The organism is Nostoc sp. CENA543 (assembly GCF_002896875.1).
Taxonomy (GTDB): domain Bacteria; phylum Cyanobacteriota; class Cyanobacteriia; order Cyanobacteriales; family Nostocaceae; genus Trichormus.
This window is the reverse complement of sequence record NZ_CP023278.1, coordinates 6,544,912-6,570,304: the sequence shown is the minus strand read 5'-3', so window position 1 is coordinate 6,570,304 and position 25,393 is coordinate 6,544,912. Positions and strand designations below refer to the sequence as shown.

The following is a 25,393-nucleotide window of genomic DNA, read 5'->3' as shown; positions in this document are numbered from 1 at the left end:
TACCCCATGCCCCATGCCCCATAACCCATGCCCCAGTCCCCAGTCCCCAGTCCCCTAAATAAATTAACTTGACTACAGATAAGCTATTTCAACCTCAGTTATTCAAGGGAATTGCCCTATTCACACCAGGAGGAGATTTAATTTACTGTATTGACCCTGATAAGCAAGGTCGATGGCATTCGCATCTATGTACTGCTTTGCAAGAAATTCTCGATTTACCAGAACCGCCTCATTTTCTGGTTCCATGTTATACAGCTACTATTGACCACTGGTTAGATCCGCAAACCCAGCAAGTGAAGACATTCGCGGAAGCTTATCCATTGGTAATGAAGCATCAGGCTATATTGAATGCAATTTTCGAGACTAATGACTTGGTATGGCAACCTGCGCCTTGGCAGGATGGGTTGTGCGATCGCATGGTACTATCCACCTATCAATCCGCATTTCCTCAACTCTGGGAAGAACATGATCTAGTCGTCAATTTAGACCTTTCTGAACCAGCACCAAGATATTATCCTCCAGCTAGACCAATACAAAAGACTCAAATCAAGCCCTATGTTCTGCGTTTATTTGTCGCCGGACATAGTGCCAATACAGAACGTATCCTTAAGAATCTACATGAACAATTAGAGCGATCGCTACGATACCCCTACACAATGAAAGTCATTGATGTTTTAACGAATCCTGAACAAGCAGAAATTGATCAAGTATCTGCCACTCCCACCCTAGTAAAAGTTTGGCCTCATCCCATTCGCCGTCTAGTTGGTGATTTAGATAATCCCGAAAAACTTCTACAAATGTTAGGAGCGAAAGAGAATTGGTGAGTGCTGTTAGCGGTAGCGCGGCGTTTAGCCGGTGCTGAGTAATGAGTAATGAGTAATGAGTAATGAGTAATGAGTAATCAATTCTTTAATTTTGAATTGATTTGAGTGGTGTTAGCGGAAGTGAGGCGTTTAGCTGGTGATGTTAGCGGTAGCGCGGCGTTTAGCCGGTGATGAGTGGTGAGTGGAGTGTTGAATCAAGTCAAGAAATCTTGAACTTTTAGTGAATAAATCTAAGTTTCAGGTAATCTATGTGCGTTTATCACTCAAACACTCGGTTGTCAATGAGTAAATCTTTCATATACTGGGATGTATAGTAAAGATAAACTTTTGTAAAGCGAGGACTAGGAATGTACATAGTACAGATTGCCTCGGAATGCGCTCCTGTAATTAAGGCAGGAGGTTTAGGGGATGTCGTTTACGGTTTGAGTCGAGAATTAGACATTCGGGGCAATTGCGTCGAACTAATTTTACCCAAGTATGATTGTATGCGTTACGACCATATTTGGGGGTTACATGAGGCTTACTTAAACTTATCTGTGCCTTGGTTTGGTGGGGCAATTCACTGTACCGTTTACTGCGGTTGGGTACATGGACGGGTGTGTTTCTTCATTGAACCCCACTCAGAAGATAATTTCTTCAATCGTGGTTGCTACTACGGTTGTGACGATGATGATATGCGCTTTGCCTTCTTTAGCAAAGCTGCTTTAGAATTTCTCCATCAAAGCAATAAGCGTCCTGATATCATTCATTGCCATGACTGGCAAACAGGCTTAATTCCCGTCATGCTGTACGAAATTTACAAGTATCATGGCATGGCACATCAACGGGTTTGTTACACCATCCACAACTTTAAACATCAAGGAATTGGAGGTGTTAAAACTCTTTGGGCTACCGGTTTAAATCGAGAATCCTATTACTTCCAATACGATAAGCTGCGTGACAACTTCAATCCCTTTGCATTGAACTACATGAAAGGGGGGATTGTTTACTCCAATGCAGTCACCACAGTTTCACCCCACCACGCTTTTGAAGCTCAACATACAGAAGTCGGCTGTGGTTTAGGTCATACTTTGCATTTGCAGCGAGATAAATTTAAAGGGGTACTCAACGGTATCGATTACGATTTTTGGAATCCAGAAATTGACCGTTACATACCGTATAACTACACTGCCGACGATTTTGAACAAAAAATATATAACAAAAAAGCTTTGCGTGAGCGATTAATGCTCCGTGCCTCTGATAAACCCATCATTGCTTATATCGGTCGCTTAGATCATCAAAAAGGTGTGCATCTTGTCCACCACGCCATTTATCATTCCCTGAATAAAGAAGCACAATTTGTCTTGCTAGGTTCAGCCACAGAACCCAGAATTAACGACCATTTTCGTCATGAAAAAGCATTTTTGAATAGTAACCCAGATGTTCATTTAGAACTGGGCTTTAATGAAGAATTATCTCACCTCATTTATGCTGGGGCAGACATGATTGTTGTTCCCAGCAATTATGAACCCTGTGGTTTAACCCAAATGATTGGGTTAAAGTATGGTACTGTCCCTATAGTGCGGGGTGTTGGTGGATTGGTCAACACAGTATTTGACCGTGATTACGACCCAGATTTACCAGCAGAAAAACGTAATGGTTATGTCTTTTATCAAACTGATAATCATGCTTTAGAATCAGCAATGAATCGAGCAATTGACTTGTGGTATCAGTCTCCTGAAGAGTTTCAAAAACTAGCTACTCAGGGTATGAAATATGACTATTCGTGGAATTACCCAGGCACAGAATACTTAAGTATTTACGACTGGATTAGATATAAGTGGTAATCCCACTGTATTTATTTAATGAAGCCAGTAAACTTATATTACTGGCTTTTCTATTTATTAACTCTCGGAAATTTAAATAAAGCAATCGCTTGATTTAAAACAGAGTATCATAGTTAATTAATTATCCACAAATCCAAATAAAACCTACAACAACATCCCTAGAAAAACTGATTAAACTCCTGCTCAACAGGAAAATTACTATAAATATAAAGAAATATAAAATTTTGTTGTTGTTAAAAATTCTTTCCCATGATGGTGCAGTGTCAACATAACAGATAGCAGATAGAAGGAGGCTCAACTTCAAGAACAAAACACATATCCAGAGAAAATCAACCTTCCTATTCTTTCCTGATATCGCTCAGACACAGAACGTAGCACAGCAGAACTTATTTTTTTTCGATCCGTAATCATGATTAAAAAAAAGCTAAATTTTGCGATTTTTTTACGTGAATTTGCTATTATAAGTAGTTTTGCTTTCGTACTGGTGACATAATTTACCTAGATATGCAGCCTTTTTTAAAAAGTTAAGTGATAACAATCACATAGATTTATGATTAAGATCCTTGGATCTCCGTGAACAAATTGAGATGATTACCTCATTACTGAACTCTAGCCGAGTCATTAATAGGGAACACACTAATTGCCGACAGTCTTGTGAACAAGGTTGTCGGCTTTTTGTTTGTATTGGGACTGGGGATTGGGGACTGGGGACTGGGGACTGGGGACTGGGGACTGGGGACTGGGGACTGGGGATAAGGGCGACAAGGGAGACAAGGTAGAAGTAATGAGTGCTGAGTAATGAGTAATGAGTAATGAGTAATGAGTAATGAGTAATGACTATTGAGTAATAAGTATTGACTATTGACTATTGACTATTGACTATTGACCATTGACTAAATAAAATTTCCCCACCTCTGGTTGGTAACTTGACACAGAACTGGCCACAGCCACAACCAAATGTGGGGAGGTATGATCAAATTGGAGATTTTATCGATGTATGAGGTTAAGACTTCACACTCAATCTAGTAGATTAGAAGCACAGTTGTAGAACCAGCTTAAACTTAATTACTAAGACATCGCTTGAATGATGTAATCGAAGTAAGGGGCTGTGGCTGCTGCATCTTCTGCACTTAATAAGTCTAAAGATGCTGTTTTTAGGCAATTGATAGCTTCTACCATTCCAGGAACAGGTACACCCAAGGAGTTATACATTTCCCGCACTCCGATTAAACCAATGCTTTCAATTGGTTCTTTATCGCCAGCAAGTACACCGTAGGTAATTAGGCGTAAGTACCAGCCATAGTCACGGATGCACAAAGCGCGCTGTTTATCACCGTAAGCGTTACCGCCAGGTGCGATAAAATCAGGACGCTTCTGCCAAAGTTTTTTGGTGGCTTCCTGGACTATCTTTTTTTCGTTTTCCGCTAAGGTAGCAGCAATGCGTGTTCTTTGTTCACCAGTTTGCAAGAACTCTTTAATGCTCTTGAGTTCGCCACTGCTGGGATAACGCAGTTCGTCGTCGGCTTTGAGAATAACTTGGCTAATTACAGTCATGATTATTTAAATCACGCGAAATATTATTTGTTAGTTTAACGAGTTGGAGGTACAGAAGTGAAGAGGGGAAGAATGAGGGCAGGGGGCAGGGGGCAGGGGGAACGGGGAAAGAATAACTGTTGACTGTTGACTATTGACTAATGACTAATGACTAATTCTATTTGGCAACAGGGTGAATTAATAGAACTGACGATCGCAGATTTGAGCGATACAGGTGACGGTGTGGGGCGTTTTCAAGAACGGGTGGTGTTTGTGCCGGATACTGTACCAGGCGATCGCGCTCTGGTACGCTTGGTAAATGTCAAACCTAAATACGCTCACGGCAAACTTAAAGAATTATTACAACCTTCCCCACACCGCATTCGCCCTAGCTGCATTGTGGCTGACAAGTGTGGCGGTTGTCAGTGGCAACATATTGATTATGAGTATCAAATCATTGCCAAACGTGATCAGGTTATCCAAGCTTTACAACGCATCGGTGGTTTTACTGCACCATCAGTAGATCCCGTCCTCGTAGCACACTCACCTTTGGATTATCGCAACAAGTCCACCTATCCATTAAATATTTCTACTACGGGTCAAGTACAAGCTGGTTATTACCAAAAGGGTAGCCATCAATTAGTGAATTTAAATCAATGTCCAGTCCAGGATTCACGCTTAAATCCGTTATTAGCGGAAGTTAAGCAAGATATTCAACAGCAAGGCTGGACAATTTATGATGAAAACCGCCATCAAGGACAAATTCGCCATTTGAGTCTCCGCATTGGTAGGCGGACGGGTGAAATGTTATTAACTTTGGTGGTCAAAGATCAAGATTTACCAAGAATTACTAAGCAAGCCGAGATTTGGCTAAAGCGATATCCCCAGCTAGTGGGAGTGTCATTAAATTACAACCCCCAGCGCACCAATGCTATTTTCGGTGCGGAAACTCGCTGCATTGCAGGAATACCGTATCTGCGAGAAACATTTGCGGGATTAGAATTTCAAGTCCGCCCCGATACATTTTTCCAAGTTTCTACGGAAACTGCTGAAGCTCTCTTAAATGTTATTCAGTCACAACTACAATTGCAGGGTGATGAAGTCTTAGTTGATGCTTATTGCGGCATTGGTACGTTAACTTTGCCCCTAGCAAAGCAGGTACGGCAAGCTATAGGAATAGAATTACAAACTCAATCAGTTCAACAAGCGATCGCTAATGCCGAGCGCAACAGTATACATAACGTAACATTTAAAGTGGGTGCGGCTGAGAAATTACTGCCAAACATGGGAATAATACCGAGTGTAGTCATACTAGACCCGCCACGTAAGGGATGCGATCGCGCTGTCATCGAATCTTTATTATTGTCGAAACCAGAGCGCATCGTTTACGTCAGCTGCAAAGTAGCTACCCTAGCTCGTGATTTGAAATTACTTTGTGAACATGACTTGTACACGATTGAACGCATTCAACCCGCCGATTTTTTCCCTCAAACATCTCATGTTGAAGCCGCCGCCTTTCTTGTGTTATCACATTTTGGCAAGGATACTTAGTCCTTTACAAAAAACTCAAATTGCAAATTTGTAGTCTATTGCATAGTAAAAATGCTAAAATCGGATTAACATCAAAACATCAATAATTTTGCTCATACAACTAAAGTTGCATAGGCTCTATCCACTAATAAAAAGATTGTTGAAATTACAAATCGACGACTTCAAGAGAACTTTATTAACTCTGTAATTCCTATGATTTTTCAACTTGCTAAATGTAATAGCATGAATGAATTCAAGTCGTTTTATGTATCAACAATCACACAAAATCAACAGAGTCAATGCTCCCCAGCATTTTCAATATCTATTAATCAAGACGTAAGTTTGAAGGCAGTATGACTACCTCAAATAATATCAGGCTGTCCGTAAAAACTAACTGATGTCTAGCTAAATGAAAGCTATGGGGTTTCTCTCGTGATTACCATTTCCCTTCGTCCAGTTGGACGTTATTGGGGCACACTTAGTTTCGCCTCAACGCTTTATCTCTGTCCTATCTTAGACTTACTTTTGGCGGAAATTCCAGCCAAATTACAAGCAGAACTGCGGCTAGGACTCCAAGAAGCCCTAGTAAATGCAGCTAAACATGGTAATAATCTTGATCCGAGTAAAAAAGTTGTAGTCCGCTTTTCCCTAATAGACAATCAATATTGGTGGGTGATATCAGACCAGGGTTCTGGCTTTAGTCCTACGAATAGTGAAAATGAAGACCCAACCGATTATTTACCACCTGATGAATCAGAAAGTGGCAGAGGTATGTGTCTGCTACACCAAATTTTTGATCAAGTAGAGTGGAATCGCAAAGGGACAGAACTAAGACTGTGTAAGCAAATGGAAAACCGCCCCCGTCTGTCTTTGAGGCGGTAAATTGGGGATTGGTGATTGGGGATCGGGTACTGGGTATGAGGAAATTCTTTCCTTGTCCCTAGTCCCCAGTCCCCATTCCCTTATTTCCATGCGTTGGACAGGGAGGGGCGGAAATAGAACGATTTAACCAACCAACAGCTTGTTCTAGTCTAACAAGAGCTTCTTGGGGTTGGTTTTTGAGCATAAATATCATAGCGGCTGCGATTTGTTCACTAGCGCGGGAATTGCGGTTAGACTTGAGGCGATGCCAATCGTTAGGTGAAATACTCAGCCTTTCCATCAGGGCTTGGGCTAGTTCTAAGTCGCTAAATTCATTGAGTTGATTGGTTTGTGAAACCTGGCTAGGTTGAGACATAAATAACCATTGGCAACAGTTACATTTACTTATTACTGTACTACCTGTAAATGAAGCCGCCAAAAAAATCATCCCAGCAGTCAGGGGAAAATCCAGAATTTAATTTAGAACAAGAACTAGCAGAATTAGAGCGATCGCTATCGGCGTTTAAACAACGGTATGATCAAGTGCAGCGCGATCGCACCGAAAAGGCACAATGGCAACAACGTCGCCAAGAATTGCAGCACAATCAGCATCAGACACCAGAAATCAAAGCAGAGTTACGGCAAATTAAACAGCAACTAGAATTGCTAGAACTCAACTTAGAAAGTCAGTTATTTTCTTGGCGTAGCCTGAAAAAACCTTTCTGGCAAGCTATTCGCTTTGGCGGTATGGGCGTTATTATAGGCTGGATATTAAAGTCCTTGGTTGCGTAGCCTCAATATTGGATTTTGAATAGAATTAGCTGTTAGCATTCTTTAAATAGTACGCCTTATATTCAAACCCTATCGATAGCAGAATATGGTAAGTCAACGGATTGCAGAAATATTGCGGAGTGGTCAACCTGATGAGTCTTTAGTAGTTCAAGGCTGGGTGAGAACCAAGCGTGAACTTAAGGGATTTGCGTTTCTTGAAGTTAATGACGGCTCATCACTAGCTAATTTGCAAGTCGTCATCAATCAGGATTTACCAGACTACGAAGCCATCTTAAAACAAATCAACACAGGCGCGTCAGTGGAAGTTAAAGGTGTGCTGGTGGCTTCCCAAGGGAAGGGACAGCGCATTGAGTTAACAGCCGAGGCAGTGAAAGTCTACGGTGATGCTGATCCCGAAACTTATCCATTGCAAAAAAAACGCCACTCCTTTGAATTTTTACGCACCATTGGACATTTGCGATCGCGTACCAACTCTTTTGGTGCAGTTTTCCGCGTCAGAAACGCCTGTTCTACAGCTATTCACCAATTTTTCCAAGAAAGAGGTTTTTTGTGGGTACACACACCCATTATCACCGCTAGCGACTGCGAAGGCGCAGGGGAACTATTCAGTGTCACCAGTTTAGATTTAAAGAATGTCCCCCGCACAGAAAATCAAGCCGTCGATTACAGTCAAGATTTCTTTGCTAAACCCACCTACTTAACCGTCAGTGGACAACTAGAAGCCGAAGTCATGGCAATGGCTTTTAGCAACGTCTACACATTCGGCCCCACATTCCGTGCAGAAAACTCCAACACCTCCCGTCACCTCGCAGAATTCTGGATGGTTGAGCCGGAAATGGCGTTTTGTGATCTAGAAGGTGATATGGATTTAGCTGAGGCGTTTCTCAAACACATTTTTAATTATGTGTTAGCAAAATGTCCAGAAGACATGGAATTTTTCAATCAACGCATTGATAATACAGTCTTAGCTACAGCTGAAAATATCATTAACAATCAATTTGAGCGTTTAACTTACACAGATGCCATCAAACTATTAGAAAAAGCTGATGTGAAATTTGATTATCCTGTAAGTTGGGGCTTAGATTTACAATCAGAACATGAGCGTTATTTAGCAGAACAACTTTTTAAAAAACCAGTCATCGTCACAGATTATCCCGCACAAATTAAAGCCTTTTATATGCGCCTGAATGATGATGAAAAAACCGTCCGTGCAATGGATATCCTAGCACCGAAAATTGGGGAAATCATTGGCGGTTCACAACGGGAAGAACGTTTAGATGTCTTAGAACGCCGTGTGTTAGCCCAAGGAATGAAGTCTGAAGATTTGTGGTGGTATCTCGATTTACGTCGTTACGGTACCGTTCCTCATGCTGGGTTTGGTTTGGGTTTTGAAAGACTGGTGCAGTTCATCACAGGTATGGGAAATATTCGTGATGTGATTCCCTTCCCCCGTACACCACAAAACGCTGAGTTTTAATCTCACTATCAATGAGACGAAAAAAACCCGCAAACGCGGGTTTTTTGTTGAGATTTTAAGATTCTTGCATCTGTTTTTGTAAAGCCTGAACTTGCTCAAGAGATAATTCAGTTACTTGAGCAATTTGCTCTACATCCATACCTATTTGTAGTAGATTTAAAGCTAACTTTCTTGTTGCTTCAACTCGACCTTCAACTCGACCTTCAACTCTACCTTCATCTCTACCTTCTTGGAGAATTTCCTGATAAATGACTGATTCGCGCATAATCTCACTCCTGAAAATTCTGCTAATTACATCTTTTTGTAAAACGATACCTGCTAGAATTGCGCTGGCGGCTGCTATGTTTCTTTGTAGCTGTTGATCTGTAATTGCTTCAACCGCCTTTGCTACTTCATTTAATACCATTGTAGGATCTTTAGTCTGACTTAAGGCAGCGAAGGGTAATAAGCCAGGAACAGTCATAAACCTTTCTGTTGGTTCTTCCCATAGGCGTATGACCTCAAACTCATGGTAAGTTTTCTCTAACCGAAAATCATCTTTATTGACCAATGGAGAAGCGGTTTTTCGCAAATAGATAACCACTTGACGCATTTGTTTTTCAGGAAAACGCCGATACACCCTCACACGATAATCTAACATCCGAAAGGGCATATCTTCGTCTGCATCAGTTTGAAATTCACGCCTGATGTGAATTAGGAAAACCTTCTATATCCCAAAAATAGCCGATGCTGGGAGCTAATGAGACTTGGTAGGGGCGGGTTAATCAAATATCATGAACAATTAACGATGATCTCGGTGAACCCGCCCCTAAAAATATCTACGGAATTACCCGATTTTAATTCACATTAGACGTAATTCAGTATGTAGAACTAGGTTATCCGACTGTAATAGGATTAACGAATCGGCACGGATAGGTTCATTTGAGAGTTCCGTAGGACTTAATTCTGTGAGTTTAATCGGTGAACCTAGTAACCAGGTTGCTAAGTCATCTTTGAAATTTTCGGCAATAAATTTACAGATATTGTCATACATAATTTAAATAAATTAAGGATGATTAATTTTGAATAAATGTTAAATTTGTTGACGCTAGATGTTCTAACACCCATCAAACTTTACTGAAGAAATGTAATTTAGGAATTTTGCCGTTAGGATACTTAACTAAATTAGCTAACTCGTCTAGTTGGGTGATGGCTTCTGCACCCTCACATTTCATTAACTCGCGGTCATCCCACATTTCCATCCAAGTGATTCCATAGTCAGAGACTAAAAACCGAATTAAGTGCTTTTCTTCTAAACTGACCATGAAGGAAGCACTTCTCATTTGGTCGCCGCAGGTATAGAAAGATGTAGTGTACCCTTTATTCTCTAGCGCGATCGCTAGGGCTTGCAAGTTAATGACCAAGTCGTGAATAAATTCTTGATGTTGTTGCGCTAATCTGAGAAACATACGTTTTCTCCTACTGCGATCGCAGTTAAGCTAGGACAAAGTGAAGATTGATCTTGAAGACGAGACAGAAGGGAAGAGGGTTCTTTGATATTGTATTATTCTTCACTCAGTTTAGTTTTTCCCAGTCGTTCTACTTAAATTAAATTTGCAAAGCTGTTCTAATATCTCTAACTATGACTTGCGGCGGGGCTGTAACATCTATACAGACAGCGTCTAGTGGCTCTTCTAGTGTAGTAAATTGACTCTTCAAGAGTGTGGGGTTCATATAGTGATTTTGACGGGCTTGCAGTCGTTGTTGAATCACATCATAAGACCCTTTGAGGTAAACTATTTTAATGCGATCGCCTACGGTGGGCGGAGCATCGTCACCTACGGTGGGCAGAGCATCATCCCTATCTATGACTAAAAATTGACGATAACTTGCTTTTAGTGCAGAACACGCCAGCACAACATTTCTATTTTCTTGCAACCATTGCTTAATTGCCGTTTGTAAATCTTGTAACCAGGGTATCCTATCCGCTTCACTTAAAGGAATACCACGGCGCATTTTCTCAACGTTTTCTGGCGAGTGGAAATCATCTGCGTCAATAAACTCCCAGTTTAAAGATGTTGCTAGCATCTGTCCTATAGTGGTTTTCCCAGAACCAGAAACACCCATCAGCAGGATAATCATGAGCAAGTGTCTAGTAAGGAATTGAGTCCAAGGTACATCTAAATTTTTACCCCAAAACTTTGCCTAGCAATAGTTCCTTAACTGAAGTGTGTGATTATCATTCTAACAAAATTTAGGGTTTTCAATCCTTGCTTCTATTAAGTCGCCGTGTTGTGGCTCTTTCTCCATCCTCGTTACAACACGGAAAAAGCAAATGAGGAATTTTTTAAAACTGTTGGTTTCCTGAAAAGCGTCCAACAGATAACACCTCAGCAGTTACCAATGATAATGAAGAGTAAAGTTCTTGGTTTTTAGGAAATTTCAAAAAATCCACCCAAACCTCACACCCTTATACCCCTACGCACCTATTTCTTCCTGCAATAATTAAGCTATCAGCTGTCAGCAGTCAGTTAATTATTGTAAAGCTGACGGCTGAACGCTGATAGCTAGTTAAGCCATTTGATTTTCAATCGCCCACCGCGCCAACTCAGTGCGGTTATGGAGATTGGTTTTGCCCAACATATTGGAAACGTGGCTTTCAACCGTGCGCTGACTAACGTTTAATTCTTCAGCGATTTCGCGGTTAGCTAAACCCCTAGCTACAAACTGCACTACTTTCAGTTCAGTCGGAGTCAATTGCACATCAAACGGAACTTGGATGCGAGAACCATTTTCGCCTCCTTTGGTTTGGTGGTCTTTCCAACGGATAGTTTGTTTCAGGGAAGATTCTACCTGTGCTACGAGTTCTTCTGGCTCAAAAGGCTTGACCATATAGACATCGGCACCTTTATTGAGACCTTTAACTCGGTCTGCACTTTGTCCTTTGGCTGACAGGAAAAGGACAGGAATCCAACTTGTTTTGTCATTTTGCCGGACTTGTTCTACAAATGTGTATCCGTCCATTTCCGGCATCATCACATCACAGATAATCATGTCGGGAACCTCATGTTCGAGAATCTCTAAAGCTTCCCGTCCGTTTTCTGCGGTGATGACTTCATATCCTCGGAATTCCAGATAGTCCTTCACCAGCAAGATGAGGTTAGGGTCATCATCAATCAGTAGAAGTCGTTTGTGATCTTTCATGCTGGGCTCTTTCATAGCAGTGGCACTTGTCGCGCTTCGATCCATCAAGGTCTTGATATAGTTATCCTTAATATGGTGGATTGTTGAGATGTTGTCATTTTTCCCACTTAACTTACCCTTGCTTGACTTGAAGTCTCACAAGTAGTTTCCACTTTCTGTAAGACTGTTAGCTCATTGGCAATATTCTAGTAAGGATACGTAGAGCAGTAGTAATTATAATGCGCTATTATATATCCCTTTGAAAGTGGTGGGTGAAAAAACACTGATTAAATAATAATCTTTCTAGTTCACAGTAGTTCACTCAGTAAGTGTTGGTCTATGATGACCCTAGCTGTCAAACCACCTGCACTTTCATAGGCTGACTACTCTACAATACCCTGCCGATGTTCAGCCTTAATCTTTAAAGATGTTTACGAGCAAGTAAGGGAGTTGTTGGCAAAGGATGGGTTAAAAACGCATATTCTTTCACCACCATTATGCCTATCAAGTGTTCTCGGACGATCCGCTCAATAACCTCCGGGTTTGCTTGGCGAAACCAGACACTATCCGGGTAGACAACTATTATCTATCTAGAACAACAAACTCGCAAGTAATAAACTCGTATTTTGTTGCACCAGATCACTGTATTGTTACTCATCGAGCGGCTCTCTGATTACTGTTCTATACTAATTTCCCCACTTTGCAAATAAAGTTGACCATATAAAAATATTCGTAACTTATAGAAAAGAACCAGAAAAATACTAATAATTAAGAATTTATACTTACGCAACTAACCAAAAGGGTATAAAAATTAGTTATTTAGTTATTAGTCAATAGTCATTGGTCAATAGTCATTAGTCATTAGTCATTAGTTATTAGTTTTTCCTCTCCTACCTTGTCTCCTTCTCTCAAAGCCCCATGCCCAATACCCATGCCCAATGCCTAATCACCAACCATAGTTCGGAAACCCGTACACACCAAATTATTGCCATTGGGGGTTACTCTTCGATAAATTAGCACTCAGGAGTTGAGAGTGCTAACTCTGGAGAAATTGAAATTATGGCAGCTGTATCTTTAAGCGTATCTACAGTTAAACCTTTAGGCGATCGCGTTTTTGTCAAAGTAAGCGCGTCCGAAGAAAAGACCGCCGGTGGTCTTTACTTGCCCGACACCGCGAAAGAAAAGCCCCAAGTAGGTGAAGTAGTCGCCCTTGGCCCTGGCAGACGTAATGACGACGGTAGCCGTCAAGAATTGGAAGTTAAAGTTGGCGATAAAGTGCTGTACTCCAAGTACGCTGGCACAGATATCAAGCTCGGCACTGAAGAATACGTACTGCTCTCTGAAAAAGACATTCTAGCAGTCGTTGGCTAAATGAGTGGTGCGGGTGACGGCACACAAAGCATAAGCATAAACCATGCCCAATGCCCAATGCCCCATGCCCAAATTAATTTTCAAAACCAAATTGACTCACACTACCTGAGATTAAGACACCTATGGCAAAGCGCATTATTTACAACGAAAACGCTCGTCGCGCCCTAGAGCGTGGTATCGACATTCTAGCTGAGGCTGTAGCTGTTACCCTTGGCCCCAAAGGTCGCAACGTAGTATTAGAAAAGAAATTTGGTGCGCCCCAAATCGTTAACGACGGCGTAACCATTGCTAAAGAAATCGAATTAGAAGATCATATTGAAAACACTGGCGTGTCTTTGATTCGCCAAGCTGCTTCTAAAACCAACGATGCAGCAGGTGACGGTACAACCACAGCTACCGTTTTGGCTCACGCCATCGTCAAAGAAGGTTTGCGGAACGTAGCCGCAGGCGCAAACGCTATTCTCTTAAAGCGCGGTATTGATAAAGCTACCAACTTCTTGGTAGAAAAAATTAAAGAACACGCTCGTCCTGTAGAAGATTCTAAGGCGATCGCACAAGTAGGCGCAATCTCTGCTGGTAACGACGATGAAGTCGGTCAGATGATTGCGGAAGCAATGGACAAAGTCGGTAAAGAAGGCGTTATTTCCTTAGAAGAAGGTAAGTCTGTAACTACCGAATTGGAAGTTACCGAAGGTATGCGCTTTGACAAAGGCTATATCTCCCCCTACTTCGCCACCGACCCAGAACGGATGGAAGCAATTTTCGATGAGCCTTACCTGTTGTTAACAGATAAGAAAATTGCACTGGTACAAGATTTAGTACCCGTTCTTGAGCAAGTAGCTCGTGCTGGTCGTCCTTTGGTGATTATCGCTGAAGATATTGAAAAAGAAGCTTTAGCAACCTTAGTAGTTAACCGTCTACGCGGTGTACTCAACGTTGCTGCTGTCAAAGCTCCTGGATTTGGCGATCGCCGCAAAGCTATGCTGGAAGATATCGCTATCCTTACCGGCGGTCAACTCATCACCGAAGATGCTGGTTTGAAGCTCGACAACACCAAGCTGGATAGCTTAGGTAAAGCACGCCGCATCACCATTACCAAAGACAGCACCACAATTGTTGCTGAAGGTAACGACGTTGCAGTTAAAGCTCGTGTAGAACAAATTCGTCGTCAAATGGAAGAAACCGAATCTTCCTACGACAAAGAAAAACTCCAAGAGCGTTTAGCTAAATTGTCTGGTGGTGTAGCTGTAGTGAAAGTTGGCGCAGCTACCGAAACCGAAATGAAAGACAAGAAACTCCGCCTAGAAGATGCTATCAACGCCACCAAAGCGGCTGTTGAAGAAGGTATCGTTCCTGGTGGTGGTACAACCCTAGCTCACCTCACCCCTGAACTCGAAGCTTGGGCTAACAGCAACCTCAAAGAAGAAGAATTAACCGGTGCTTTGATTGTTGCTCGTGCATTACCCGCACCTCTGAAGAGAATTGCTGAAAACGCAGGTCAAAACGGTGCTGTAATTGCTGAACGCGTCAAAGAGAAGGAATTCAACGTTGGTTTCAACGCTGCTACCAACGAATTCGTAGATATGCTCGCGGCTGGTATCGTTGACCCCGCGAAAGTAACCCGTTCTGCACTGCAAAACGCTGCTTCTATCGCTGGTATGGTGTTAACAACCGAGTGCATCGTTGTTGACAAACCAGAACCCAAAGATGGCGCGCCTGCTGCTGCTGGTGCTGGCGGCGGTGACTTCGATTACTAATATTCTGTAGTCACATAAGTTTAAAAAATAGCTGCTTCCTGAATGGAGGCGGCTATTTTTTGTCAACTCTTACCTCTCCAGAAAAATGGAAACTGCTAACATAAGATTTAAGCGACAGACATATTATTTTGAGGAAATTTAACTATGACTTTGATTAATCATCAACCTAATTCTCAGAGACTAACTGAAATTGTCAAAACCTTAATTGACAATAATCATCTTTATCAGGAAAACTTAAATAAACAGGAAATGATTGCAATGATTAATCGTACTTTTGATCCGGCTGCTGTTCCTGATCTGGAAAGCATCTCTGAGGAAGAATTGACGAAACGTATTAAAAGGATTTTATCCTTACATTTAGTTTCAGGAATGCTAAATGATTTGACACCAGAGCAAATGCAACTTTTTGACGAATCCGTAAAACGAGGTTAGATGGGTTATTTATTAGATACTAATATTGTTTCAGCATCACTAAAACAAAATGTCAAAATCAACTTAAAATTGCAAGAGGTAAGTAGGTTAGAAATAGACATTTTGATTAGTGGCATAACTTACTATGAAATCCAAAGAGGACTTTTAAGAAGTAATGCCACTAAAAAACTAGCTTTATTTCAACAATTTTGCCAAGATTATCCTATATTATTTCTAGATGATCTCAAAATTTTTGAAAAAGCCTCAGAAATTCATGCTGATTTAACCAGCAGAGGTCAAATTATTCAGGATGCGGATATTTTGATAGCTGCTACCGCTATAATTCATGATTTAATTTTAGTTTCTCATGATTCTGATTTAACTAGAGTGAAAGATTTACAGTTAGAAAATTGGTTAATTTTATAATGAAAAACAAATTATAAATAATTTAGATAAATTTAATCTTCAGAAATTGTGCGTGCAAATATTTTGCCACTTTTATCTTGAGCTACTAATTGTTCAATAATATGCTCAACAATACTATTTAAGTCTTTCCGCCGACGAATAGAGCGATTTCTGTCTAGTTGGCCATACTTTAATAATTCCCTAATCTGCTCTCCTAATTCAGTCAGGTAAATGTTTAATTCTTCTTCACCTTGTTCACGTAAGATTCGCCGACATTCTGCTAATACAGCATCACCGTTTTCTAAATTATTAGAATCGTTGGTAAAATTGTGTTTTGAATTTGGTAAATTATTATATGATTGAGAGCTTAGACGATTGCTTAAATGCTTTTCTAAAGCTTTAGCTAATTTGGGTTCAGATTCTATAATATCTGCAATTGCCCTTAATAAACTTGCAATTTGTGAGTAATCCATTTATTTACCTACTCTTTGAATGAACTCTTTGGCTAGTTCTACCATAGAACTATGGGAATCGTCATATTTTTGTCTATATGTCAAATAATTACTCAATTCTAAACCTTCCGCAATTCTTGCTCTTTCTAGTATTTTGGTTTGAAATACGTGTGGATAAAAAGGATTTGTAATAATTGATTGTAAATTTTCACTTTGGGCTATGGTTCGGTTATAACGAGAGATTAAAGTCCCCACTGGTTTTAGATTATGGACATAATTTCTATTAAATTTATCAATTTGTTCTAGCAATAAATCTAGTCCCTGAATTGACATTCTATTTGGTACGCAAGGTATTATACAAGCATCACTAGCTAAGAATGCACTTTTAGTAACTTGGTTAATATTTGGTGGGCAGTCTATTAAAACATAATCATAATTTTCCAATAAAGGTTTTATTATTTTCCGAATAAGATCAACAGGTTTTAAGTTAATAGAAGAATAGTTTGATGGTAAATCTTCCTGGATTTCAAATAATCTAGGACTACTAGGTATAAGATGTAAGCAAGTAAAAGAATTTCTGTTTCTGACGTTTGATATATTTTCTTTCACTATAAAATTATGCTGTTTAAAATTCTCTAGAAAATCTTCGGGGTTTCTAAATAAATATGGCAAAGTAGCTTTTCTACTTTCAAATTGCTTTTCCCAAACTTCTTCAGACATCAGTGCGCCAGTCAAATTAGTTTGAGGATCAAGATCAATTGCAAGCACCCGTTTGCGATACATAGTATCGCCTGCTAGATATTCTGCCAAAGCCATAACTATCGTAGTTTTACCTACCCCACCCTTGAGGTTACAAATACTAACAACTTTAGCTGTCATATTTTTTGGTATATAGAATAGATAGTTTTATATTTCCCTTAAAAATTAATAATTTAAATTATATAAGTAAAGCAAATAAAAATACCCATTAATATATGCAACTATTATAAATTAGATTTTTATCGAATTGATCACAGGTTCGTCCTTTAAAAAGGATTCGATTTAAAAATCATTGTGGTTGGTTATTATGTGGGTTTCTTTAATTCATCAAGACTAAGTTAAACTTGCAGCCAAAAGTTCATCAAGTTTATTTTTTAAGTCTGGAGATGCCATTAATGGATTGTAAATTTCTCCCTCATAAGGTTGCCAAACATAACCAGAAGTAAAAAGTCTAAAAACTTGTAATGCCTCAACTTCCTGCTGAATTTTTTTTGCTAACACTAATCCTGGTATAGATAAATTAGGTAAGTCTTCAATCAGTTCACTATAGGTTCTAAATTCATCTACTTCAACACCTACTAAAGCATAACGAAATTGTAGGGCAGTACGTAGATGTTTATAGAGTAGAATACCTAATTCTGTCATTAAATAAGCACTTTCAGGGCTATCTATTCCTAGTTCACTAATATTATTGGGGTAAACGCGACACCACCAATTGTTTTCGATATCTTGAAAAGTTTCTGCACGACATAGGCATGGGCTACCATTTGATAGCGTCAATATTGGCCCCATAAAGTGTTGAGCAAATTTACTGGCAATGATTTCTTCAGATCCACATTCTGCTGATAAGCTAAATATCCACACCATGACTGTAGCCTTCTATATAGAGTAATTTTGACAACGGGCTAAACCTACGCACTTCTCAAAAGTCTGTTTCCCATAACTCATGCTTGGAAGGCTGAGTTGGCTGGGAAATAAAAGTGACAATTTGCTCTCCCAGAACTGCACATACAGCACAGGTAAGTCGATACAATAATGCTCTGGACTCTTTGGTGCATTATTTCCATGACTGCCACATCTCCTGCTCCCTTCTCTCCCCAAGAAATCGCTGCTGAAGGTATTAAACCAGAAGAATATACAGAAATTGTCCGCCGCTTAGGTCGTCATCCCAACAAAGCCGAATTGGGAATGTTTGGGGTAATGTGGTCTGAGCATTGTTGCTATAAAAATTCCCGTCCTTTACTCAAACAGTTTCCCACCACTGGCCCCCGCATCTTGGTTGGGCCTGGGGAAAATGCTGGGGTTGTAGATTTGGGTGAGGGACTGCAACTAGCTTTTAAAATTGAGTCTCATAACCACCCCTCAGCAGTTGAACCATTTCAAGGTGCTGCCACCGGAGTAGGTGGTATTCTTCGAGATATTTTCACAATGGGCGCGCGTCCTATTGCTTTGTTAAACTCCCTGCGTTTTGGTTCTCTGGATGACCCCAAAACTCAAAGGCTATTCTCTGGCGTAGTTGCTGGTATTTCCCACTATGGTAACTGTGTTGGGGTTCCCACTGTCGGCGGTGAAGTTTACTTTGACCCTGCTTACTCCGGTAATCCTTTAGTGAACGTCATGGCTCTAGGCTTGATGGAAACGCCGGAAATCGTCAAATCTGGAGCATCTGGTCTGGGAAATCCTGTGTTATACGTTGGTTCGACCACCGGACGCGATGGTATGGGAGGAGCTAGTTTTGCTAGTGCAGAATTAAGTGATGAATCAATTGATGACCGTCCGGCGGTGCAAGTAGGCGACCCCTTTTTAGAAAAGTCACTCATAGAAGCTTGTCTGGAAGCATTTAAAACAGGTGCAGTAGTGGCGGCTCAAGATATGGGTGCTGCGGGTATTACCTGTTCTACTTCCGAGATGGCAGCCAAAGGTGGTGTCGGGATTGAATTAGATTTAGATAAGATTCCGGTGCGGGAATTAGGGATGGTTCCCTATGAATATTTACTTTCTGAGTCCCAAGAACGGATGCTGTTTGTCGCGCATAAAGGACGAGAGCAAGAATTAATTGATATTTTCCATCGTTGGGGACTACAGGCGGTTGTTGCAGGTACAGTAATTGCCGAACCTATTGTGAGGATTCTCTTTCAGGGTGGAGTCGCCGCCGAAATTCCGGCTGATGCTTTGGCAGAAAATACCCCACTGTATGAGCGTGAGTTATTAGCAGAACCCCCAGAATATGCCCAAAAAGCTTGGCAATGGTCGGTTGATACTTTACCTGCTTGTACAACTGCGGGAATTGAAATTCAAGGGAATCTAAAAACTTGGCGTGATATTTTGTTGACTTTACTAGATACACCTACCATCGCCTCTAAAAATTGGGTATATCGTCAATATGACCACCAAGTCCAGAATAATACTGTTATTTTCCCTGGTGGTGCAGATGCAGCAGTGGTACGTTTACGGCCTTTGGAACGGAAGCAAGGGAGCAGGGGAGCAGGTGAGCAGGGGGAAAGTATTAATGCCCCAAGCGGTGTAGCAGCTACAGTAGATTGTAATCCCCGTTATGTTTACCTTGACCCCTATGAGGGAGCTAAGGCAGTAGTCGCGGAAGCGGCGCGGAATCTTAGCTGTGTGGGTGCAGAACCTTTAGCGGTGACAGATAACCTCAATTTTGGTAGTCCCGAAAAACCCATTGGTTATTGGCAACTGGCTGAAGCTTGTCGCGGTTTAGCGGAAGGTTGTCAAGAATTATCTACTCCTGTAACTGGTGGTAATGTTTCTTTATATAACGAAACCCTTGATTCTCAAGGTAATCCCCAACCTATTTACCCGACTCCCGTTGTGGGGATGGTTGGACTGATTCCTGATTTAACTAAGATTTGTGGTCAAGGTTGGCAAAATCCAGGTGATGTAATTTATCTCCTTGGTTCATCTCCCCATAATTTAGGCGCATCGGAATATTTAGCCGCAATTCATAACACTGTTGCAGGTAGACCATCTAAGGTGGATTTTGGCTTAGAACGTCGTGTGCAAGCCGTCTGTCGTGAAGGTATCCGTGCAGGTTGGGTAAATTCAGCCCATGATTGTGCTGAGGGTGGTTTAGTTATCGCTTTAGCAGAATGCTGTCTAGGTGGTAAACTAGGCGCGCAAATTGATTTAGAAACTAGCCAGTCACAACGTCTCGATGAATTACTCTTTGGTGAAGGTGGGGCAAGAATTATTGTGTCCGTGTCGCCAGCAGAACAAGAAAATTGGGAATCATATTTACAGACTAATTTGGCTCAGGCATGGCAAAAACTCGGTACAGTCGGTAATCACGATACAGGTTTAAGTGTTTTAACCACTGATAACCAAACCTTAATTCAAGCTAGTATCGAAGAGATGAACAATCTTTATCAAAATGCGATCGCTAGACGTTTAGTTTACGTCAGAGAATAAGTAAGGCAAAAGGTAAAAGGCAAAAGGCAAAAGGTAAAAATTATCTTTGACCTATTGCCATGCCCAATTCCCAATTCCATCAAATCAATAGCATCTTTGGACACATTTAAGGTAGTGTTTTAATGGATGGTTAAAGATTTATTAAGAGTAGCATCGCTATCCAGTTCATAAAAAATAATCCCAGTGACTTGACACCCCAACCAGGAGCAAAGCTAGCATGATTCCCATCGATTCCGTCACTTTGGATGAATACGCCCAGCATACCGACGACTCAATTAATGGTCTGGGAAATCGTCCTGACAAGCCTGAAGAAGCTTGCGGAGTTTTCGGCATCTACGCACCAGGAGAAAATGTTGCCAAACTAACTTATTTTGGATTGTATGCCCTACAACATCGGGGTCAAGAATCAGCTGGCATTGCCACCTTTGATGGGACAACCGTACACCTGCACAAAGATATGGGTTTGGTGTCTCAAGTCTTTAATGAGTCGATTTTAGAAGAGTTACCTGGCGGTATTGGGGTTGGTCACACTCGCTATTCCACCACCGGCTCTAGTCGCAAAGTCAACGCTCAACCTGCTGTAGTGGACACCCGCTTAGGTTCACTAGCTTTAGCACATAACGGCAATTTAGTCAATACTGTGCAGTTGCGGGAAGAGTTAGTCAAGAGCAATTTTAACTTAGTGACAACCACTGATTCAGAGATGATTGCCTTTGCGATCGCAGAAGCAGTTAACGCAGGTGCGGACTGGTTAGAAGGAGCGATTCAGGCGTTTCATCGCTGTCAAGGCGCATTTAGTTTAGTGATAGGTACACCCGTCGGTGTGATGGGTGTGCGTGACCCTAATGGCATTCGTCCCTTAGTTATCGGGACTTTACCAGAAAACCCAGTCCGTTATGTTTTGTCTTCTGAAACCTGCGGTTTAGATATTATCGGTGCAGAATACCTGCGGGATGTTGAACCAGGTGAAGTAGTTTGGATTACCGACGAAGGTTTAGCCTCCTACCATTGGAGTCAAAAACCCCAACCCAAACTATGTATTTTTGAAATGATTTACTTTGCCCGTCCCGATAGTCAAATGCACAATGAAAGCTTGTATAGCTATCGGATGCGTTTAGGAAGGCAATTGGCAAAAGAATCCTATGTGGACGCAGATATCGTGTTTGGAGTTCCCGATTCTGGCATACCTGCGGCTATTGGCTTTTCCCAAGCCTCTGGCGTCGCCTACGGTGAAGGCTTAATTAAAAACCGCTATGTCGGACGCACATTTATTCAGCCTACCCAAACCATGCGGGAGTCGGGAATCAAAATGAAACTCAATCCGCTTAAAGATGTGTTGGCGGGTAAAAGAGTGATTATTGTTGACGACTCCATCGTGCGGGGTACAACCAGCCGCAAACTAGTCAAAGCCTTGCGTGAAGCCGGTGCAGCAGAAGTACATATGCGGATTTCCTCCCCACCGGTTACTCATCCTTGCTTCTACGGTATTGACACCGATACCCAGGATCAATTGATTGCAGCTACCAAATCTGTAGAAGAAATCGCGCAACAATTAGAAGTAGACAGCCTCGCTTACCTGAGTTGGTCAGGAATGTTGGAAGCCACAGGGGAAGACACCAATAATTTTTGTTCCGCTTGCTTCACTGGAGATTACCCCGTAGCCATCCCAGAACAGGTGAAGCGTTCTAAATTGATTTTGGAGAAAGTCGTAGTTTAGAAACCAGGAATTGGAGACTAGAAAAGTAAGCGGGGAAAACCTAGCTTACTTTTTTAATGTGTTTGTAATAAGGACTTTAGTCCTCAAATATCGGGACTTAGACATTGTTGAGGTAGAAACAAGGCTCAAAGCTATACAGGGCAAGATAAATACATTGAATGCTCAAAAATGCTTCAAACTCAGATATATTAAGAAACTGAGTAAAACGATGTCAAAGCTTTTTGGTGTATACCTTTGATGATTTTTTCAGCCTACTTTTTGTCTACGTCCCACTAATCGCAAAACCTAGATATCAAAAAACTTTCAACTCTGTTCCTTTTCCCTGTTATAGTTACCAGAAGATAGCATCCAGACTAGAATTCCTAGTATGAAATCAACTGGAGGCAGAGGATAATCTGTTAACTCAATAGTGACAGTTTGTTCTGTGAGTTGGATAAACCGCCAAGCAGTACCGTTGGTAACACTGCCAAATATTCTAGAAATAGGCTGATTATTCATCTCATTAAATTTTTGAGCAGCAACCATTTCGGCAATACATTGTCCAATTCCTAAATTTAAATCTGCCTTTTTCGCTTCAATAATAATTACGGCTGGAGCTTCAATTTCTAATTGTTCAGGAGAGCGACTGATCAAAAAATCACAAACTCCACTCAATCCAGATGCGGCATCCACAGTAAATTCTGTCCCTGAAAACAGACTTATTTGTCGGTGTAAAATCTTGCGGACTTCTAGTAAAACCGGACTAATAATTAACTCAGAACGTGCCTTTTCGCTACCTGTGGCGATCGCTAATGGTAAGCTTTCTGCTAAAAAGTCACTCAAGGTAGAACTAGGAGTAATAGGGGTGATTTGTGGTAGAAATTTTTCTCCTTCAATGGTACTGAGTCCAAAAGCTTGTTTGACTTTGCGGATAGTAAAGTCACTGTAAGCCATAATTTATTGCTTCCTGACGCTGAATTACTCAACTGTGCTGTAGAAAATCCACCTTCGGCAACAATGGGTCAGTCACAATCCCCACACCTATAAAACCCCAGCGTTTGAGCAAACTACCCAACTGTGTACCTGGAAGTGACTCAATAGCAAACCGGTTTGCAACTTCTGGCGCGTGAGTGTTGAGATAACTTAAAGCATCAAAATTTTCCCGAAAGAGTAATAAATAACCTGATGTTTCTTCACTAGGACGGGCTGTGAGGTAACGCCCATCAGCTTTAGAGCGCAGTATGTAGTAGACTTCGGAGAGCATGGAGATTGGGGACTAATCAATTCAAAATTCAAAATTCAAAATTCAAAATTCAAGATTTTGTTTCCTAATGACTAGTGAATAGTGACTAAGAATCTAAACGAATACGAGGATCTGCTACTTTGAGTAATAAGTCTGCCATTAAGTTGCCGACATTGAGCAATACAGCACTCATGACTAGACTCGCCATGACTAAATATTGGTCTTTGGCAATTACGGCTTGCAGGGTTAATCTACCTAAACCTGGCCAGTTAAAGAACTGTTCTGCGATAAATGCACCGCCTAATAAACCAGCTAACTCAAAACCTAACAAAGTAATCAACGGGTTAATGGCGTTACGCAACGCGTGAACATAAATAACTCGATTTTCTGGAAGTCCTTTGGCGCGTGCTGTTTGGATGTAGTCTTGTCTTAGTACGTCTAGTAATTCACCACGCATGATGCGTTGTAAGCCGGCAAAACTGGTGATACTCAAGGCAATAGTAGGTAAAATCATGTGCCAGCCTACATCTAGGATTTTACCGAACCAAGATAAATCTGTATGGTTAATGCTCGTCATTCCACCGACTGGAAATAACGGTGTGGTGTATTGGGCGAATATTAAAAGACACAGCACAGTAATGAAACTGGGAAATCCTTGACCGGTATAGCTAATCACCTGCAAAATCCGGTCTGCGGCTTTATTTTGTTTGACAGCAGCCACAATCCCTAAAGGAATAGCGATCGCCCATGTGAAAATTAAAGAAGCGATCGCTAAAAGTAAAGTAGCTGGTACTCTCTCCCACAACAGCGATGCAACTGAACGTTGGTATACAAAGCTGGTACCAAAATCACCCTTAGTGATAATGCGCCACAACCATAGCCTATATTGTTCTGTCCACGGCTTATCTAAACCAAATTGCTTGATTAATTCTGCTACTCTTTCTGGGGAAATTTTTGGATTTGACCGCAGTGTGTCTACATAATTCCCTGGGGACAATTTCATAATGAAAAATGTCAACGCCGACGCTAACAAAATAGTCAACAGCGACTGCAATATCCGTTTCACTACATAAATAAAGGTTTCGCTGGTGATAAATCTGATCAACCAGTTCCAAAACGTATCCCCAGAAATGCGTGTAGAAGTCACGTTACCTTGCTCCGAATTTCAAATTAACAATTTCCCCTCAATCAACCTGAGAAGTATCTACTAAGTTAGTTTTGGTTCATAAGTTAAACAGAACACTGTGGACTATTGACCATTGACTATTGACTAATATTCAACTAAAGAAATTATTGGCACATCTGGCAAATTCTTACGTCCTTGTAAATCTCGTAGCTCGATAATAAACCCAAATCCCACTAATTCGCAGCCTATTTGCTGGACTAACTGAGCCGTGGCAGTAGCTGTTCCTCCAGTGGCAATCAAATCATCTACGATTAAAACTCTGCTACCTGGGTGTAAAGCATCTTGATGCACTTCTAAACAGTCAGTACCATACTCTAGCTGATATTCCACTGAATGGACTGCTGCTGGCAACTTGCCTTTTTTGCGGACAGGGATAAAACCAGCACCTAATCTATAAGCCAATGGTGTACCAAAAATGAACCCCCGTGACTCCATACCCGCAACATAATCAACCTCAAAACCAGACTCAATACATTTTTCTGTAAAAAAGTCAATAGTATAGCGCAATCCTTCGCGATCGCGCAGTAAAGTAGTGATATCCCGAAACATAATGCCGGGCTTAGGAAAATCTGGAATGTCGCGAATGAGAGATTTTAGATCCATAGTTGTTGGGGATTGGGGATTAGGGACTGGGGACTGGGAAGATGGGGAAGTGTGGGGAGTGTGGGGAGTGTGGGGG

At 41.2% G+C, this 25,393-nt stretch carries 26 protein-coding genes; 12 read left to right on the top strand and 14 right to left on the bottom strand.

The annotated features are described in order from the left end of the window. The first annotated feature begins 68 nt into the window (after positions 1-68). The gene (locus tag CLI64_RS27575; RefSeq protein ID WP_103140197.1) at positions 69-824 is read left to right on the top strand and encodes a circadian clock KaiB family protein; all 756 of its coding nucleotides are present in this window, start codon (positions 69-71) and stop codon (positions 822-824) included. 347 nt (positions 825-1,171) lie between these two features. Continuing rightward, positions 1,172-2,650, top strand: coding sequence for a glycogen synthase GlgA (gene glgA, locus CLI64_RS27570; RefSeq protein WP_103140196.1), 1,479 nt, complete (start codon positions 1,172-1,174; stop codon positions 2,648-2,650). Positions 2,651-3,718: 1,068 nt separating this feature from the next. Here glgA and CLI64_RS27565 read toward each other — a convergent pair. Then, complete coding sequence (locus tag CLI64_RS27565; protein ID WP_103140195.1) at positions 3,719-4,204, bottom strand: allophycocyanin subunit alpha-B; 486 nt, start codon at positions 4,202-4,204, stop codon at positions 3,719-3,721. Between the two features lie 147 nt (positions 4,205-4,351). Between CLI64_RS27565 and rlmD the strand changes: the two genes are divergently transcribed. Both rlmD and CLI64_RS27555 read left to right on the top strand, forming a co-directional pair. After that, positions 4,352-5,734, top strand: coding sequence for a 23S rRNA (uracil(1939)-C(5))-methyltransferase RlmD (gene rlmD / locus CLI64_RS27560; RefSeq protein ID WP_103140194.1), 1,383 nt, complete (start codon positions 4,352-4,354; stop codon positions 5,732-5,734). Positions 5,735-6,145: 411 nt separating this feature from the next. Next, positions 6,146-6,595: an anti-sigma regulatory factor gene (locus CLI64_RS27555; protein WP_103140193.1), complete on the top strand. Its 450-nt coding sequence runs from the start codon at positions 6,146-6,148 to the stop codon at positions 6,593-6,595. A gap of 58 nt (positions 6,596-6,653) precedes the next feature. Here CLI64_RS27555 and CLI64_RS27550 read toward each other — a convergent pair whose 3' ends face one another. Beyond that, positions 6,654-6,950: a DUF6439 family protein gene (locus tag CLI64_RS27550; RefSeq protein ID WP_103140192.1), complete on the bottom strand. Its 297-nt coding sequence runs from the start codon at positions 6,948-6,950 to the stop codon at positions 6,654-6,656. A gap of 50 nt (positions 6,951-7,000) precedes the next feature. Between CLI64_RS27550 and CLI64_RS27545 the strand changes: the two genes are divergently transcribed. Together CLI64_RS27545 and asnS are read left to right on the top strand one after the other, a co-directional pair. Then, positions 7,001-7,366, top strand: coding sequence for a hypothetical protein (locus CLI64_RS27545; RefSeq protein WP_103140191.1), 366 nt, complete (start codon positions 7,001-7,003; stop codon positions 7,364-7,366). Between the two features lie 85 nt (positions 7,367-7,451). Then, on the top strand, positions 7,452-8,843 hold the full coding sequence (gene asnS, locus CLI64_RS27540; RefSeq protein WP_103140190.1) for an asparagine--tRNA ligase: 1,392 nt from the start codon (positions 7,452-7,454) through the stop codon (positions 8,841-8,843). Positions 8,844-8,898: 55 nt separating this feature from the next. Here the strand turns inward: asnS and CLI64_RS27535 are convergent, their stop codons facing one another. The 5 genes from CLI64_RS27535 to CLI64_RS27515 form a co-directional block, all read right to left on the bottom strand. Beyond that, entirely contained in the window at positions 8,899-9,495 is a 597-nt protein-coding gene (locus CLI64_RS27535) for an Rpn family recombination-promoting nuclease/putative transposase (RefSeq protein ID WP_103140189.1), read from the bottom strand. 189 nt (positions 9,496-9,684) lie between these two features. Continuing rightward, complete coding sequence (locus CLI64_RS27530; RefSeq protein ID WP_374703951.1) at positions 9,685-9,876, bottom strand: hypothetical protein; 192 nt, start codon at positions 9,874-9,876, stop codon at positions 9,685-9,687. Between the two features lie 73 nt (positions 9,877-9,949). Next, positions 9,950-10,291, bottom strand: a complete 342-nt coding sequence (locus CLI64_RS27525) for a DUF1815 family protein (RefSeq protein WP_103140188.1) — start codon at positions 10,289-10,291, stop codon at positions 9,950-9,952. Between the two features lie 139 nt (positions 10,292-10,430). Next, positions 10,431-10,964 (bottom strand): gluconokinase, encoded by a 534-nt coding sequence (locus CLI64_RS27520; RefSeq protein WP_103140187.1) that lies wholly within the window; start codon positions 10,962-10,964, stop codon positions 10,431-10,433. 429 nt (positions 10,965-11,393) lie between these two features. Continuing rightward, a complete protein-coding gene (locus CLI64_RS27515; RefSeq protein ID WP_103140186.1) occupies positions 11,394-12,071 on the bottom strand; it encodes a response regulator transcription factor in 678 nt (225 codons plus the stop codon). Between the two features lie 993 nt (positions 12,072-13,064). Between CLI64_RS27515 and groES the strand changes: the two genes are divergently transcribed. From groES to CLI64_RS27490, 4 genes are all read left to right on the top strand, one after another. Then, complete coding sequence (gene groES, locus CLI64_RS27505) at positions 13,065-13,376, top strand: co-chaperone GroES (RefSeq protein ID WP_066375868.1); 312 nt, start codon at positions 13,065-13,067, stop codon at positions 13,374-13,376. A gap of 122 nt (positions 13,377-13,498) precedes the next feature. Further along, entirely contained in the window at positions 13,499-15,133 is a 1,635-nt protein-coding gene (gene groL, locus CLI64_RS27500; RefSeq protein WP_103140185.1) for a chaperonin GroEL, read from the top strand. A 144-nt stretch (positions 15,134-15,277) separates the two neighbouring features. Further along, on the top strand, positions 15,278-15,565 hold the full coding sequence (locus CLI64_RS27495) for a hypothetical protein (protein WP_103140184.1): 288 nt from the start codon (positions 15,278-15,280) through the stop codon (positions 15,563-15,565). Continuing rightward, on the top strand, positions 15,566-15,970 hold the full coding sequence (locus CLI64_RS27490) for a PIN domain-containing protein (protein WP_103140183.1): 405 nt from the start codon (positions 15,566-15,568) through the stop codon (positions 15,968-15,970). A gap of 32 nt (positions 15,971-16,002) precedes the next feature. On the opposite strand, the gene CLI64_RS27485 is transcribed toward CLI64_RS27490, so the two are convergent. The 3 genes from CLI64_RS27485 to CLI64_RS27475 all read right to left on the bottom strand — a co-directional run bounded on the left by CLI64_RS27485 (position 16,003) and on the right by CLI64_RS27475 (position 18,027). Beyond that, on the bottom strand, positions 16,003-16,422 hold the full coding sequence (locus CLI64_RS27485; protein ID WP_103140182.1) for a hypothetical protein: 420 nt from the start codon (positions 16,420-16,422) through the stop codon (positions 16,003-16,005). Beyond that, positions 16,423-17,280: a ParA family protein gene (locus tag CLI64_RS27480; protein WP_103140181.1), complete on the bottom strand. Its 858-nt coding sequence runs from the start codon at positions 17,278-17,280 to the stop codon at positions 16,423-16,425. It lies immediately after the preceding gene. A 213-nt stretch (positions 17,281-17,493) separates the two neighbouring features. Further along, positions 17,494-18,027 carry a hypothetical protein gene (locus CLI64_RS27475; protein WP_103140180.1) on the bottom strand — a complete coding sequence of 178 codons (534 nt, stop codon included), beginning with the start codon at positions 18,025-18,027 and terminating at the stop codon, positions 17,494-17,496. A 198-nt stretch (positions 18,028-18,225) separates the two neighbouring features. On the opposite strand from CLI64_RS27475, the gene purL reads away from it, so the two are divergent. Both purL and purF read left to right on the top strand, forming a co-directional pair. Further along, positions 18,226-20,589, top strand: coding sequence for a phosphoribosylformylglycinamidine synthase subunit PurL (purL, locus tag CLI64_RS27470; RefSeq protein ID WP_103140179.1), 2,364 nt, complete (start codon positions 18,226-18,228; stop codon positions 20,587-20,589). 217 nt (positions 20,590-20,806) lie between these two features. After that, on the top strand, positions 20,807-22,306 hold the full coding sequence (gene purF, locus CLI64_RS27465) for an amidophosphoribosyltransferase (protein WP_103140178.1): 1,500 nt from the start codon (positions 20,807-20,809) through the stop codon (positions 22,304-22,306). 303 nt (positions 22,307-22,609) lie between these two features. Here purF and CLI64_RS27455 read toward each other — a convergent pair whose 3' ends face one another. The 4 genes from CLI64_RS27455 to CLI64_RS27440 all read right to left on the bottom strand — a co-directional run bounded on the left by CLI64_RS27455 (position 22,610) and on the right by CLI64_RS27440 (position 25,317). Further along, positions 22,610-23,239: a hypothetical protein gene (locus tag CLI64_RS27455; protein WP_103140176.1), complete on the bottom strand. Its 630-nt coding sequence runs from the start codon at positions 23,237-23,239 to the stop codon at positions 22,610-22,612. Between the two features lie 28 nt (positions 23,240-23,267). Continuing rightward, positions 23,268-23,549 carry a hypothetical protein gene (locus tag CLI64_RS27450; RefSeq protein ID WP_103140175.1) on the bottom strand — a complete coding sequence of 94 codons (282 nt, stop codon included), beginning with the start codon at positions 23,547-23,549 and terminating at the stop codon, positions 23,268-23,270. Positions 23,550-23,634: 85 nt separating this feature from the next. Continuing rightward, complete coding sequence (locus CLI64_RS27445) at positions 23,635-24,675, bottom strand: ABC transporter permease (RefSeq protein ID WP_103140174.1); 1,041 nt, start codon at positions 24,673-24,675, stop codon at positions 23,635-23,637. 123 nt (positions 24,676-24,798) lie between these two features. Then, on the bottom strand, positions 24,799-25,317 hold the full coding sequence (locus CLI64_RS27440; RefSeq protein ID WP_103140173.1) for an adenine phosphoribosyltransferase: 519 nt from the start codon (positions 25,315-25,317) through the stop codon (positions 24,799-24,801). Between the last annotated feature and the right edge of the window lie 76 nt (positions 25,318-25,393).

What these genes read in the sequence shown, in the direction of transcription:
- CLI64_RS27535 (WP_103140189.1), bottom strand. Translation starts at nt 9,495, where the DNA reads ATGCCCTTTCGGATGTTAGATTATCGTGTGAGGGTGTATCGGCGTTTT.
- CLI64_RS27525 (WP_103140188.1), bottom strand. Translation starts at nt 10,291, where the DNA reads ATGTTTCTCAGATTAGCGCAACAACATCAAGAATTTATTCACGACTTG.
- CLI64_RS27485 (WP_103140182.1), bottom strand. Translation starts at nt 16,422, where the DNA reads ATGGATTACTCACAAATTGCAAGTTTATTAAGGGCAATTGCAGATATT.
- purL (WP_103140179.1), top strand. Translation starts at nt 18,226, where the DNA reads ATGACTGCCACATCTCCTGCTCCCTTCTCTCCCCAAGAAATCGCTGCT.
- asnS (WP_103140190.1), top strand. Translation starts at nt 7,452, where the DNA reads ATGGTAAGTCAACGGATTGCAGAAATATTGCGGAGTGGTCAACCTGAT.
- purF (WP_103140178.1), top strand. Translation starts at nt 20,807, where the DNA reads ATGATTCCCATCGATTCCGTCACTTTGGATGAATACGCCCAGCATACC.
- CLI64_RS27530 (WP_374703951.1), bottom strand. Translation starts at nt 9,876, where the DNA reads ATGTATGACAATATCTGTAAATTTATTGCCGAAAATTTCAAAGATGAC.
- CLI64_RS27545 (WP_103140191.1), top strand. Translation starts at nt 7,001, where the DNA reads ATGAAGCCGCCAAAAAAATCATCCCAGCAGTCAGGGGAAAATCCAGAA.
- CLI64_RS27520 (WP_103140187.1), bottom strand. Translation starts at nt 10,964, where the DNA reads ATGATTATCCTGCTGATGGGTGTTTCTGGTTCTGGGAAAACCACTATA.
- CLI64_RS27480 (WP_103140181.1), bottom strand. Translation starts at nt 17,280, where the DNA reads ATGACAGCTAAAGTTGTTAGTATTTGTAACCTCAAGGGTGGGGTAGGT.
- CLI64_RS27515 (WP_103140186.1), bottom strand. Translation starts at nt 12,071, where the DNA reads ATGGATCGAAGCGCGACAAGTGCCACTGCTATGAAAGAGCCCAGCATG.
- CLI64_RS27565 (WP_103140195.1), bottom strand. Translation starts at nt 4,204, where the DNA reads ATGACTGTAATTAGCCAAGTTATTCTCAAAGCCGACGACGAACTGCGT.
- CLI64_RS27440 (WP_103140173.1), bottom strand. Translation starts at nt 25,317, where the DNA reads ATGGATCTAAAATCTCTCATTCGCGACATTCCAGATTTTCCTAAGCCC.
- CLI64_RS27495 (WP_103140184.1), top strand. Translation starts at nt 15,278, where the DNA reads ATGACTTTGATTAATCATCAACCTAATTCTCAGAGACTAACTGAAATT.
- groES (WP_066375868.1), top strand. Translation starts at nt 13,065, where the DNA reads ATGGCAGCTGTATCTTTAAGCGTATCTACAGTTAAACCTTTAGGCGAT.
- groL (WP_103140185.1), top strand. Translation starts at nt 13,499, where the DNA reads ATGGCAAAGCGCATTATTTACAACGAAAACGCTCGTCGCGCCCTAGAG.
- rlmD (WP_103140194.1), top strand. Translation starts at nt 4,352, where the DNA reads ATGACTAATTCTATTTGGCAACAGGGTGAATTAATAGAACTGACGATC.
- glgA (WP_103140196.1), top strand. Translation starts at nt 1,172, where the DNA reads ATGTACATAGTACAGATTGCCTCGGAATGCGCTCCTGTAATTAAGGCA.
- CLI64_RS27450 (WP_103140175.1), bottom strand. Translation starts at nt 23,549, where the DNA reads ATGCTCTCCGAAGTCTACTACATACTGCGCTCTAAAGCTGATGGGCGT.
- CLI64_RS27550 (WP_103140192.1), bottom strand. Translation starts at nt 6,950, where the DNA reads ATGTCTCAACCTAGCCAGGTTTCACAAACCAATCAACTCAATGAATTT.
- CLI64_RS27475 (WP_103140180.1), bottom strand. Translation starts at nt 18,027, where the DNA reads ATGGTGTGGATATTTAGCTTATCAGCAGAATGTGGATCTGAAGAAATC.
- CLI64_RS27490 (WP_103140183.1), top strand. Translation starts at nt 15,566, where the DNA reads ATGGGTTATTTATTAGATACTAATATTGTTTCAGCATCACTAAAACAA.
- CLI64_RS27455 (WP_103140176.1), bottom strand. Translation starts at nt 23,239, where the DNA reads ATGGCTTACAGTGACTTTACTATCCGCAAAGTCAAACAAGCTTTTGGA.